A 12,557-nucleotide genomic window follows, 5' to 3' on the forward strand; every position below is an offset into this window, starting at 1 on the left:
ATTTGCATCTAAAACAAATTTTGCCGCAGCCGGATTTCCACTTGTGCAGCCACTTAAAAATAATTCAGCACCAAAAATAGTACCGCCCATAAGGATGGCCACCCTAGAAATTGCATCTCTTCTGTTCATAAAATCTTTATTATTCTGGTTAGATATTACCTTTTTTCAGTTCGTTAACGGCAAATTCACAGGCTCTTGCCGTTAATGCCATGTAAGTTAAGGACGGATTAACACAGGCCGAGGATGTCATACAAGCGCCATCGGTTACAAATACATTTAAGGCATCCCACACTTGGTTATGTGCATTTAAAACAGAAGTTTTAGGGTCTTTACCCATTCTTGCCGTACCCATTTCATGAATACCATGTCCCATTGCATGACCATTATCCCAGGTATTTACATTCTTGACACCCGCTGCCTCCAGCATATTGGCAGCCTCGGCTGTAATGTCTTTACGCATCCGGATTTCATTATCTTTCAGCTCCGCATCCATTGCTAAAATGGGCAATCCCCATTTATCTTTTTTATCAGGATCTAAAGTGATTTTATTTTCATGATAAGGGAGTATTTCGCCGAAGCCAGTCATGCCAATATTCCATTTCCCGGGTTTGGAAAGGGCATCTTTAAAATCGCCGCCGATATTTAACTCTGCAACTTCCCTACCCCAGGAGCCTCTGCTGGCACTCCCCTGATAGCCAAAGCCGCGCTGATAGTTCCTTTTATCGCCATAGAGATTGGTGAAACGGGGAATATAAATCCCTGTAGGCCGACGGCCATAGACATATTGATCTTCAAAGCCTTCTATATTACCCGAGGCACCCACATTATAATGATGGTCCATAATGTTATGCCCCAACTCCCCACTGCTACTGCCCAAACCACCTTCCCAAACATCAGTTGCAGAGTTCATTAATACCCAGGCAGAATTTAAGGTCGAAGCATTGACAAAAATTATTTTTGCATTAAATTGGTAGGTTTGATTCGTTTCGGCATCCAGAATCTCTACCCCTGTTGCTCTTTTTTTATCCTTACCATAAAGTATTCTGGTAACGATGCTCCAAGGACGAACGGTTAAATTACCTGTTGCCACTGCAGCTGGTAATGTTGAAGATTGGGTGCTGAAATAACCACCAAAAGGACAGCCTTCCCAGCATCGATCTCTGAATTGGCATTTCGTACGACCAGGAATGGCTGCTGTTAAATTGGCTACACGGCCAATAAACATGTGGCGCTGGTCGTTATAGTGTTTTTTAATCCTTGCTGCCACATCCTTTTCCACACAGTTCATATCTATTGGTGGCAAGAAATGGCCGTCAGGTAAATGTGCTAAACCCTCTTTTGAGCCGCTGATACCCGCAAATTTCTCTACATAATCATACCATGGGGCAACATCCTTATAACGAATAGGCCAGTCTATGGCCCATTGCTCTTTTGCATTGGCATCAAAGTCAAAATCACTCCAGCGGTAACTTTGCCGGCCCCATAAAGTAGAACGACCACCAAGTTGGTAACTTCGCCACCAGGTAAAAGGTTTTGTCTCTGTATAGGGGCTATCTTTTTCGTTAGCCCAACAGTCCATAACAGCCTCATTGGCCGCCCAACCGCGATGAATAACAGGATAATTTTCTTTTTGAGCAGTTGTAGTTTTGCCACGGTGTTCCGCTTCCCAGGGTTGCTTTATGCCGTATTTATAATCTTTAACGTGTTCATAATTCCTCCCTCGCTCCAGCATTAATGTTTTAAGACCTTTTTCTGTCAATTCTTTTGCTGCCCAGCCACCGCTGATACCAGATCCTATCACAATTGCATCGTAAGTATTATTCGCCATTCTTTTTTTTATGAGGGGTGAAATTTATATTTGGTAAATGCAAATTAGGTTTTTACACCTTAGGATGCAAATCTAAACAGTACACAATAAATGGTGTAACACGGATCAAAATGAATTGCTATTTTACTTAGGGTCTGCTGCTAACTTTATTACCAAAGGTGCCAGGCTGCTCTTGTAACCAAATTTCTAATTTGCCCCCCTGCATGATTTGCTGGTAAGTAATGAAATTTTTATCATACAATTTTCCATTTAAATAAATTTTAGAAATGTATAAGGCACTAGCGCTTTTTTTATGACAAATGATCTCCCATTTTTTATCAGCAGGCAACTGCATTGTCACTTTATCAAATAATGGCGAGCTTAATTGATAGGCTGTAGAAACCGGATTTACAGGGTAAAACCCAATTGCGGCAAAGATATACCAAGCGCTCATTTGGCCAGCATCATCATTCCCACTTAAGCCACCAGGGCCATCACTGTATTCTTCGCTCAAAATGCTACGAACTACTTTTTGGGTTTTCCAGGGAGAAGAAGTAAAGTTATACATAAAAGGAATCTGGTGACCTGGCTCATTGCCGTGCCAGTATTCGTTTTTAAAGAATAATTGATCTAAAGAATGTTCAAAAGCCTTGGTGCCACCCATTAATTTTGCTAACCCAGGTACGTTGTGTGGCACATAAAAAGTATATTGTCGTGGTGTACCCTCGGTGATATAAGCTTCTCTTTTATCAGGATCAAAGGACTCAGACCATTCCCCATTCTCATATCGGCCTCTAACCATTCCTACGCTTTTATCAAATACATTTTCATAATTGAAAGATCGCTGATGTAATTTCTTATAATCATCAGTTTTATTCATTCCTTTTGCAACAACAGAAAGTGCATAATCATCAAAAGCATACTCTAAAGTGCGACTCACTTGTTCTTTTTTATGGAAAGCTTCAGGCACACTGTCTTGCATGGGTATAAATCCATATTTTAAATAAGAAGGCAAAGCTCTTCTTCCCATACCATTTTTATATTCATTCGCATCCGCAACGTTAAAAGCATTTTTGCGCATGAGTTGATAGGCATCTTCGGTATTATATTGTCTAATTCCTTTTGCATAAGCCGATGCAATAAATGCAGTAACGTGATCTCCGATCATTGCCGCGGTATAACTGTTCCAACAAGGGAAAATGGGTAGCCAGCCACCTTGTTTTCCTTTCCCTATTAAAGACCGAACAAAGGCATTGACTAAATCAGGTTTTAAGATTTCTATTAACGGCAATTGTGCGCGGTAAATATCCCACATAGAAAAATCATCATAATAATCCCCTTCTGCCATCTTTTCTAACTTATCATTACTTGCAAATGCCGGATAGGTTTTATCAACGTCACTATATAACCTGGGATGCTGCATAGAATGGTACATGGCGGTATAAAAAATTCTTTTATCCCGCTCATTTTTGGTCTGGACTGTAATTTTAGATAACGATTCTTCCCAGATTTTTTTAGCCGAAGTGAGGACATCCGTAAAACTTTTAGTCCCTATTTCAGATTCCAGGTTCAAAATTGCACCCTCCAGACTGCTAAATGAGGTGCCAATGCGAATGTGCAACTGCTCTCCCTTTTTCATTTTAAAACCGATATAGGCACCTGCATCTTTTTGGTTAATGATGCGATTAGCAGTAAAAAGTTCAGCGCCGCTAAAAGTTCCTTTATGGATAAAGGCCTTTTCTATTTTGATATAAAACCAGCCTTTAAATCCAGCAGGTTCGCCCCTGCCCTGGTAAATTCGATGTACAGGATTATAACCCCACACTACTCCTTTTTCGGCATCAATTTCCACAAAACCTTTCCCCTGATCGCTGTTGGGCATGATGAGTAAGTATAAACTATCTGTTTTGGTAGAAGTGAACTGCATGATACCACAGCGGGCGGTGGCCGTTATTTCTGTTGATAAGTGTTTATCCGGTAAATCAAGTTTATAGTATGCAGGGCTAGAGCGTTCATTGTGGTGCGTAAAAGGCGTTGCATAATCTTTTACAGCGGTTTTCAATTTTCCACTAACAGGCATAATGGTGAAGCTTCCATAATCTTGGGTGCAGGAGCCGCTTAACCAATGTGTGCCGCGAAAACCGCTCAATAGGCTGTCCTTATAAAAATAAGGGGGCACACATTTGTTTTCTGTGGTCTGTGTTTGTGGTGTCCATTGTGTCATGGAAAACGGCAAACCGACTGCAGGAATGGTATTGGCGTTTTTTTCTGAGCCTGCTTCGCTGTGTTTTAAAGCGGCTCCGGTGGTGGAAGGTGCTGTACCGGACATGGGTTGTACATAGCGTAGTAAATCCTGAGCGTTAACAAATGTGCTTAAAAGCAGCATTATAGTGGTTGGAATTATATTTTTTAGTAGACCTGTTTTAATCATTTATGTGCCTATGCTATTTTATAGTTCGATTGCTATTTCTATATTCCCACCTAAACCCTTTTCGAGAATGTAAAATAGTGTTTTTAAGTTCAAATTACCCCCGTTATTTTCTATTCTTGAAATATATTATATTTATCTATTAATAAGGTAAGCGTGATTAGTTGGAGTTAAATGTTTTTCTTCTCTTGCTTTCATCAAAATAAAGGCAACTCATAAGTTAATAAACTTTAAATCTATTTATTTCTAAAAAGTCTTAATAATAAACTGATTGGGGAAACTGCTAGGTTCTTTGTTTTTAGTAACACAAACGTAACACTATTAGTCTATATATACGATTAATTACACCTATATATATAAAATTTATTCAGATTGCAATAAACGTAATTAGTGAGTTTAAGGCATAAAAAAGCCCCATTTAAGGGGCTAATTTCGGTGGAGAATATCGGAGTCGAACCGATGACCTCTTGCATGCCATGCAAACGCTCTAGCCAACTGAGCTAATCCCCCGTGTGTGGCAAAAGTAATTAAAAGTTTAACTCCTGCAAATTTAATGTTAAAATAGTTTCCTCCTTTTTCAAATTAGATCTAATAGCCAAATAATAAAAAACATTAGCCATTCTCTTGAAAGATTTAAGATACATTTGTTTATTCAAACGGTTATTTTAGTAGGAAACAATTATTTATCATGAGGCAGACTTTATGGCTAATGTTATTAAAATTTAACAAGATGGAAAGACTTATTGGTATAATAATCATGTTTTTCACGCTGACAGCAAATGCACAGCAAAAGCTGACATTGGAAGATTGCTATATGCTGATGAGTAAGAATTATCCATTGGTGAAACAAAGTGCTTTATTGCAACAGAAAGCTACGATTGAAATTGAAAGCCTTAATAAAGGCAAACTTCCAATAATAGATTTAAACGCACAAGCAACTTATCAATCTGAAGTAATAGAATTGCCCTTTCCACCAGCACAGGTTTCTCCTTTAAATAAAGACCAATATCGAGCTACTTTCGATGTCAACCAATTGCTGTATAATGGAGGTTTGATAGCTATGCAGGCCAAACTGAAAGCAGCACAAACCAAAATACAACAACAGCAAGTGGAAGTTAATTTACATCAAATTAAAATCAAAATTAACCAGTTGTATTTCTCTGTTCTCTTATTGGAAGAACGAAAAGCAATTTTACTTTCAAAACTGGAACAGTTAGCTTCTAAAATTAAAGAAATAAAAACCGGAGTGAAATTCGGGGCTATTCTACCCGCTTCAGAAAAGGTATTGGAGGCAGAAAATTTAAAAATTGAACAGCAGCTGATAGAAATACAGTTTGATAGAAAGCGATTTCTTGAAAACCTTTCCTCACTCACGCTTTCTTCTATTAATGAAAACACTTCTTTCTCAAGGCCATTAATCACGAATGATTTTTATGCCGCAAATAATCGTCCAGAATTGAAGTTATTTGATTTACAAAACGACCAAATTGAAGTTACAAAAACCTTAGTTTCAAAAAACAATCTGCCCAAAATAAATGCTTTCGGTCAGGCGGGTTACGGAAATCCAGGACTAAATATGTTAAACAACTCCTTTCAACCCTTCTATATTGTTGGCTTAAAAGCAAAATGGAACATCTATGACTGGAATAAATCTAAAAATGAAAAACAGGCCCTGTCTATTTCTAAAGCTATAATTACCACGGAGAAAGAAACCTTTTTGCTCCAAAACAAGCTACAGTTACAGGAAATGGAAAACGATATAAAAAAGTCGGCCGCTACCTTAACTATAGATAATGACATCATTAGTTTGCGCGAATTTGTGGTGAAAACTGCGGATGCGCAATTAAAAAACGGTGTCATCACTTCTTCTGATTATTTAGTAGAGTTGACTAATTTATATGAAGCCAGGACGAATCAGAAACTGCACGAAATTCTTTTAAGTTTGGCCCAGGCCAATTACCAAGTGACGCTTTCACCAGAAAATTTATAACATAAAAAATATGAAAACCATAATCGCTTTCTTACTGCTGGCAAGTCTGATTTCGTGCAACAGAAACAACGAAAAAGCTGATGGGTACGGTAATTTTGAGGCTACAGAAATTACAGTTTCCTCGGAGGCTACGGGAAAAATTGAAGATTTAAACTTAGAAGAAGGTGATTTCCTAGAAGCAAAAACTCAAGTGGGATTGATAGATACTAGCCAGTTGAATTTTAATAAACAACAATTATTGGCTTCAAAAAGCACTGTTTATTCTAAATCTAAAAACGTGTTATCGCAAATAAATGTGCTGCAGGAACAATTGAAAACCACAAAACTGGAGAAAGTAAGAATCGAAAATATGTTTACCGAAAATGCAGCTACCAAACGCCAGGTTGATGAAATTCTTGGCAAAGTAAATGTGCTCAGGGAGCAGATAAAAAGTGTGGAAACTCAAAATTCTCCTATCGTAAATGAAGTGAAATCTATTGTTGTACAGATAGAAAAAATAAATGATCAAATTGAAAAAAGTAAAATTATCAACCCTATAAAAGGTATCGTTTTAGCCAAATATGCCGAGGCGAGTGAAATTACATCCTTTGGTAAACCCCTGTACAAAATTGCAAACATTGCAGACATGATATTGCGTGTCTATATCAGCGAAAAGCAGTTGTCTAAAATAAAAGTGGGACAGCAAGTTGACGTAAAAATTGATACGGAGAATGAGATGAAAACATATCAGGGAATAATTTCCTCCATAGCAGCTTCTGCTGAATTTACACCCAAAATTATTCAAACCAAAGAGGAACGTGTAAACCTTGTTTATGCAGTAAAAGTTAAAGTTAAAAATGACAATAGTTTAAAAATAGGAATGCCTGCAGAAATGTGGCTTAAATAATTAAGCAATGAGTATTATTGTTCAGCAGATTTCCAAATCCTTTAAAAGCCTTTTAGCAGTAAATGATATTTCATTTCATGTAAATCATGGGGAGTTATTCGGACTTATCGGTCCGGATGGCGCAGGAAAAACTACGCTATTCAGGATATTGACTACATTACTACTCGCTGATAAAGGGACGGCCAGTGTTACAGATTTCGATGTGGTTAAAGACTACAAAAGCATACGCAATGCTGTGGGTTATATGCCAGGAAAGTTTTCATTATACCTTGATTTAACGGTAGAGGAAAACCTGAGCTTTTTTGCTACTATCTTCGGAACAACTATAGCCGAAAACTATGAATTGATCAAAGATATATACAATCAGATTGAACCTTTCAAAAACCGAAGAGCTGGTGCACTTTCTGGCGGAATGAAACAAAAGCTTGCTTTATGCTGTGCCCTAATTCATGCGCCTAAAGTCTTGTTTCTGGATGAACCTACCACTGGTGTTGATCCGGTGTCGAGGAAAGAGTTTTGGGAAATGCTCAAACGATTACAAAAAAAAGGAATTACCATACTGGTTTCCACCCCATATATGGATGAAGCTGCGCTGTGTGACCGCATTGCTTTAATTCAAAAAGGTAAAATATTGAAAATTGACACTCCTGAAAACATGATCAAAAATTACGATAAAACCATTTATAATGTTCGTGCAGCTAATGCCTATATGCTCCTTCAGGATTTGAAAATTTATCCTGGGCAATATAGTGTCTATGCCTTTGGTGAATACATCCATTATATTGATAAAAACCGAGACTTTAATCCTAATCATTTGCAAAAATACCTTGAGGATAAAGAGCATCATGAACTGGAAATTGAGATTTCTAATACGACAATAGAAGATATTTTCATGGATTTAACCACTATAAATTAATTCCTTTTGAAAACTGAAAAAATTATAGAAGTTAAAAAGCTAAGGAAAGAATTCGGCAAATTTACTGCTGTTAATTCGATCTCTTTTGATGTTTATAAAGGTGAAATATTCGGGTTTCTAGGTGCAAATGGTGCAGGGAAAACGACTGCAATGAAAATGTTGATAGGCATTGCTAAACCAACTTCAGGTGATGCTACGGTAGCTGGTTTTGATGTAAAAAGCAATGCCGAATTGGTAAAGAAAAACATTGGCTACATGAGCCAGAAATTCTCTTTGTATGACGATTTAACCATCAAAGAAAACATCACTTTTTTTGGAGGAATTTATGGGCTTTCCAGAATTCATATAAAACAAAAAACGGAAAAACTAATCGCAGAACTGCAACTTCAAGAGGTTGCCGATAAACTTGTTAGTTCACTGCCGCTGGGCTGGAAACAGAAGCTATCCTTTTCTGTGGCTCTACTACACGAACCTAAAATCGTTTTCCTCGATGAGCCTACTGGTGGCGTTGACCCCATTACAAGAAGACAATTCTGGGAGATGATTTACGCTGAAGCACACAAAGGAACCACCATTTTTGTAACTACACACTACATGGATGAAGCTGAATATTGCGACCGGGTTTCCATTATGGTTGAAGGCAATATTGAAGCTTTGGATACCCCAAAAAACCTAAAAAAACAGTATAATGTTCCTTCCATGAATGAGGTGTTTTTGAAATTAGCTAGAAACATAGAATAACTTATAAATAAATGAAAAGATTTATCGGCTTTGTAAGAAAAGAATTCTATCATATTTTCCGCGACAAACGTTCTATGTTTATTCTTTTCGGTATGCCTATCGTCCAAATCATGTTATTTGGTTTTGCCATTACCAATGAAATTAATAATGTCAGCATTGCCATTTTAGATAAATCAAAAGATACGGAGACGCAAAAGATTATCAACAAAATCAATGGCTCAAAGTATTTTAATATGGAACAGGAGATTACTAGTGAAGCCCAGATTGAAAGTGTTTTTAAGGAAGGAAAAGTAAAAGCGGTGTTGGTTTTTGAAAAAGATTTCATTAATAACCTGCAAACTAGCAAAAAAGCAGAGGTTCAAGTTATTACGGATGCAACTGACCCCAATATTGCCAATACAATTACGAATTACATTAACGCTATACTGCAAAACTACTCGCTGGAAATCAACAAATCGAATAGACCGGGTTACCAAATATACACCCAAACACAACATTATTATAATCCGGAACTTAAAGGTGTTTTTACTTTTGTTCCCGGTGTGATGACCGTAATCTTGATGCTGGTTTCGGCCATGATGACCTCCATTTCTATTACGAAGGAAAAAGAACTTGGAACCATGGAAATCTTATTGGTTTCGCCCATAAAACCGTTTCAAGTTATACTGGGTAAAGTATTCCCCTATATTTTTCTCTCTATTATTAATGCTGCTGTAATTCTCATTTTAGGGTATTTTGTATTCAAAATTCCAATCCAGGGGAGCTTGATTTTATTGGCTTTAGAAAGCATTTTATTCATTATTTCGGCATTATCGCTGGGAATTTTAATTTCAACCATTTCAAATTCCCAACAAACAGCAATGATGATTTCTTTAATGGGATTAATGCTTCCGGTTATCATCCTGTCAGGGTTTATCTTCCCTATTTCCAGTATGCCTCTCCCCTTACAAATCATCAGTAATATCATTCCTGCAAAATGGTTCATCATCATTATTAAGGCTATAATGTTAAAAGGCGCAACAATAGCTGTTATTTGGAAAGAATCATTAATCCTATTAGGAATGACGCTATTTTTCATGGCCTTAAGTATCAAAAACTACAAAATAAGATTAGAATAATGAACTTAAGAAAACAGAGTCAGTGAAACCATTATAAGTTTACAAACAGCAATGAAAACCATAGTATTCATCATCCAAAAAGAGTTCAGGCAAATTTTTAGAAATAAAGGCATGCTCCCGCTTATATTTGTATTGCCATTACTGCAGCTGCTGATCTTATCAAACGCGGCAAGTTTTGAAGTCAAAAACATCCAATTCGGCTATTTAGATAACGATCATTCCTCCACTTCAAGAGCGTTGATCAGTAAGTTTAAGGCATCTGGTTATTTCAATGGGATCGAAAGATTTACATCAAAAAAAGAAGCAGATTTACAAATGCAAAGCGCAAAAGTTGATGTGATTCTGGAAATTCCAAATCATTTTGAGAGCCAGTTGGTAAAAGAAAAAATGACAAGTCTCTCCGTCAATATCAATGCTATAGATGGTGCTGCCGCGGGGATTGAAAATGTTTATGTCATGCAAATTATAACCTCATTTAATCAAGAAATACAAACAAAACTTTTTAATTACCAGGATGGGATGGAGGTACAGCATCAAAATATAATTACTATTCCTTCATTTTGGTATAACAATACATTAAACTATAAGACATTGATGGTTCCAGGCATATTAGTGCTTTTAGTAACGATGCTTACGCTATTTTTATCTGCCATGAACATTGTTCGCGAAAAAGAATTAGGAACATTAGAACAAATAAACGTTACCCCAATAAAAAAATATCAATTTATTATTGGGAAATTGTTCCCCTTTTGGATCCTAGGATTGGTGATTTTAACCATCGGATTGTTTATTGCCAAAATGGTTTTCAATGTTCCTATTTTAGGCAATATTGGTTTAATTTATTTATTCACTTCAGTTTATTTATTAGTTATTCTTGGCTTGGGTTTGTTCATTTCCAATTATACTGATACGCAACAGCAAGCTATGTTTATTGCCTGGTTTTTAGTAGTTATCTTTATTCTGATGAGTGGTTTGTTTACTCCTATTGAAAGTATGCCTCAGTGGGCACAAAAGTTAACTTTATTGAACCCAATTCGTTATTATGTAGAAATAATTAGAATGGTCATGCTTAAAGGGGCTTCCTTTTCAGCTATTTCTACTCCATTTTTCATTATTGTTTGCTATGCTTTTGTTATCAATGGCCTGGCTGTTTGGAGTTACAAGAAGGTAGTGTAGCTTATAAAAAATTTTAAGCTATAATTGATATGGTTTTTAATAAATTCGCTTCTACAAAAAACGATCAGCCCCTGTTAATCAATGGATATTATTGAAGGTATTTTATATAGTTTATTGTGGGCATCCGCAGCGGTAGCTACAAAATTTGCCATGCATTCTGTAGATCCTTTTTTATTAACTTTCTTAAGGTTTCTTGTCGTTGCCATTTTTTTACTTTCCTACACCTATTTGCTGAACAAAAAGAAAAACCGCTTCCCATCAAAAGAAGAATTTAAACAGCTATTTATGCTTGGCTTATTAAATGTCACCATTTATATGACTGGTTTTATCATCGCTATAAAAACAGTATCGGCAGGTCTGATTAGTCTTTTCATGGCAACAAACCCTTTAATATTAATCCTGCTTTCTGGTATTATTCTCAAGCGGAAACTTACTCTCAATGAATACGTAGGGATTTTTATTGCCTTATCAGGATTAATATTGGCCGCGATTCCAAACCTTAAAGATAGTCATGCAAGCCTTTTAGGTTTAGCAGCATTAGTAGCAGGAATTACCTCCTTATCTTTTGGAAGTATCTATTTTTCAAAGAAAAAAATAGCCCTCAACCGAATGACAGTTAACACTTGGCAAATTACATTTGGATGTATCTTTTTTATTCCAATCGTTTTATTCAATGCGTCAAATAACTTCATCAATCCAGACTTGAATTTCTTCCTTTCCTTCATTTGGCTGGTAGTCCCAGTAACTATTATTGCTTATGCCCTGTGGTTAAAATTATTACACACAGATCCTGTAAAAGCTGGCTTATGGCTGTTTTTAACGCCAGCTTTAGGCTATTTTATGGCAGTGATTATTTTAAATGAGCCACTAACTTTATATGGTGTTATTGGTGCATTATTGGTAGTAACCGGTTTACTTTATTCTAGGAAAAAGAGAAAAATGACGGTTGACAGCAATTACCGGCCTATTAAAGAACAAGAAAAACAGGCATAACACCCAAAACGCAAAAAAGAGAAAGGAAACATTCCTTTCTCTAAGTTATACTTATCATTCTTAATTTTATTACTGAAAATCACCTTATAAAAGTATCAAATACTTCTAATTTTTAGATTACGAAAGGAAATAGGCGAACCTTCATTTTGTAACAGGATATGTCCTTTTTCTGATTTTCCAAAATTTTCAAGATTCTTGTATTTACTTTTTGCTACTAAAGAGGCAAACGAATTATTATCTCTATCATATTCTACAACTTTATAGCCGTTTAACCAATGTTGAATCATATTCCTTTTAACAATAATTCTAGCGGTATTCCAATAGCCCAGGGGAACAATTTTCTTTTTCTTTGATGGTATTAAATCATACAAGGAAGATAATGAGCGAAATATACCTCGTTCAGGATATAAGACCGTTGCAAGGCAATATATGATTTAACTAATTGATTAACAATAAATTACACTTGTTTTTTTTGTTATTTAGGATATTTTTATGTATTTTA

Annotated in this window: 10 protein-coding genes and 1 tRNA gene; 7 read left to right on the forward strand and 4 right to left on the reverse strand. The window is 36.3% G+C overall.

Annotation, left to right across the window (positions count from 1 at the left end):
* Nucleotides 1-148 precede the first annotated feature (148 nt).
* The 3 genes from AAKU52_RS16260 to AAKU52_RS16270 form a co-directional block, all read right to left on the reverse strand.
* A complete protein-coding gene (locus AAKU52_RS16260) occupies nt 149-1,828 on the reverse strand; it encodes a GMC oxidoreductase (RefSeq protein ID WP_354335481.1) in 1,680 nt (559 codons plus the stop codon).
* 127 nt (nt 1,829-1,955) lie between these two features.
* Nucleotides 1,956-4,193 carry a GH92 family glycosyl hydrolase gene (locus AAKU52_RS16265; RefSeq protein ID WP_354335484.1) on the reverse strand — a complete coding sequence of 746 codons (2,238 nt, stop codon included), beginning with the start codon at nt 4,191-4,193 and terminating at the stop codon, nt 1,956-1,958.
* A 478-nt stretch (nt 4,194-4,671) separates the two neighbouring features.
* Nucleotides 4,672-4,745 (reverse strand) — tRNA-Ala (locus AAKU52_RS16270).
* Between the two features lie 220 nt (nt 4,746-4,965).
* Between AAKU52_RS16270 and AAKU52_RS16275 the strand changes: the two genes are divergently transcribed.
* The 7 genes from AAKU52_RS16275 to AAKU52_RS16305 all read left to right on the forward strand — a co-directional run bounded on the left by AAKU52_RS16275 (nt 4,966) and on the right by AAKU52_RS16305 (nt 12,055).
* A complete protein-coding gene (locus AAKU52_RS16275; protein WP_354335486.1) occupies nt 4,966-6,225 on the forward strand; it encodes a TolC family protein in 1,260 nt (419 codons plus the stop codon).
* 10 nt (nt 6,226-6,235) lie between these two features.
* A complete protein-coding gene (locus tag AAKU52_RS16280) occupies nt 6,236-7,111 on the forward strand; it encodes an HlyD family secretion protein (RefSeq protein ID WP_354335489.1) in 876 nt (291 codons plus the stop codon).
* A 7-nt stretch (nt 7,112-7,118) separates the two neighbouring features.
* Nucleotides 7,119-8,027: an ABC transporter ATP-binding protein gene (locus tag AAKU52_RS16285; protein ID WP_354335491.1), complete on the forward strand. Its 909-nt coding sequence runs from the start codon at nt 7,119-7,121 to the stop codon at nt 8,025-8,027.
* A 6-nt stretch (nt 8,028-8,033) separates the two neighbouring features.
* Nucleotides 8,034-8,768: an ABC transporter ATP-binding protein gene (locus tag AAKU52_RS16290; RefSeq protein WP_354335493.1), complete on the forward strand. Its 735-nt coding sequence runs from the start codon at nt 8,034-8,036 to the stop codon at nt 8,766-8,768.
* 11 nt (nt 8,769-8,779) lie between these two features.
* Nucleotides 8,780-9,886 carry an ABC transporter permease gene (locus tag AAKU52_RS16295; RefSeq protein WP_354335495.1) on the forward strand — a complete coding sequence of 369 codons (1,107 nt, stop codon included), beginning with the start codon at nt 8,780-8,782 and terminating at the stop codon, nt 9,884-9,886.
* Nucleotides 9,887-9,937: 51 nt separating this feature from the next.
* Nucleotides 9,938-11,062: an ABC transporter permease gene (locus AAKU52_RS16300; RefSeq protein ID WP_354335497.1), complete on the forward strand. Its 1,125-nt coding sequence runs from the start codon at nt 9,938-9,940 to the stop codon at nt 11,060-11,062.
* Nucleotides 11,063-11,143: 81 nt separating this feature from the next.
* Nucleotides 11,144-12,055 (forward strand): DMT family transporter, encoded by a 912-nt coding sequence (locus AAKU52_RS16305; RefSeq protein WP_354335499.1) that lies wholly within the window; start codon nt 11,144-11,146, stop codon nt 12,053-12,055.
* A 95-nt stretch (nt 12,056-12,150) separates the two neighbouring features.
* On the opposite strand, the gene AAKU52_RS16310 is transcribed toward AAKU52_RS16305, so the two are convergent.
* The gene (locus AAKU52_RS16310) at nt 12,151-12,489 is read right to left on the reverse strand and encodes a 3-keto-disaccharide hydrolase (protein ID WP_354335501.1); all 339 of its coding nucleotides are present in this window, start codon (nt 12,487-12,489) and stop codon (nt 12,151-12,153) included.
* Nucleotides 12,490-12,557 lie beyond the last annotated feature (68 nt).

Source organism: Pedobacter sp. CG_S7 (genome assembly GCF_040544395.1).
Classification (GTDB): domain Bacteria; phylum Bacteroidota; class Bacteroidia; order Sphingobacteriales; family Sphingobacteriaceae; genus Pedobacter.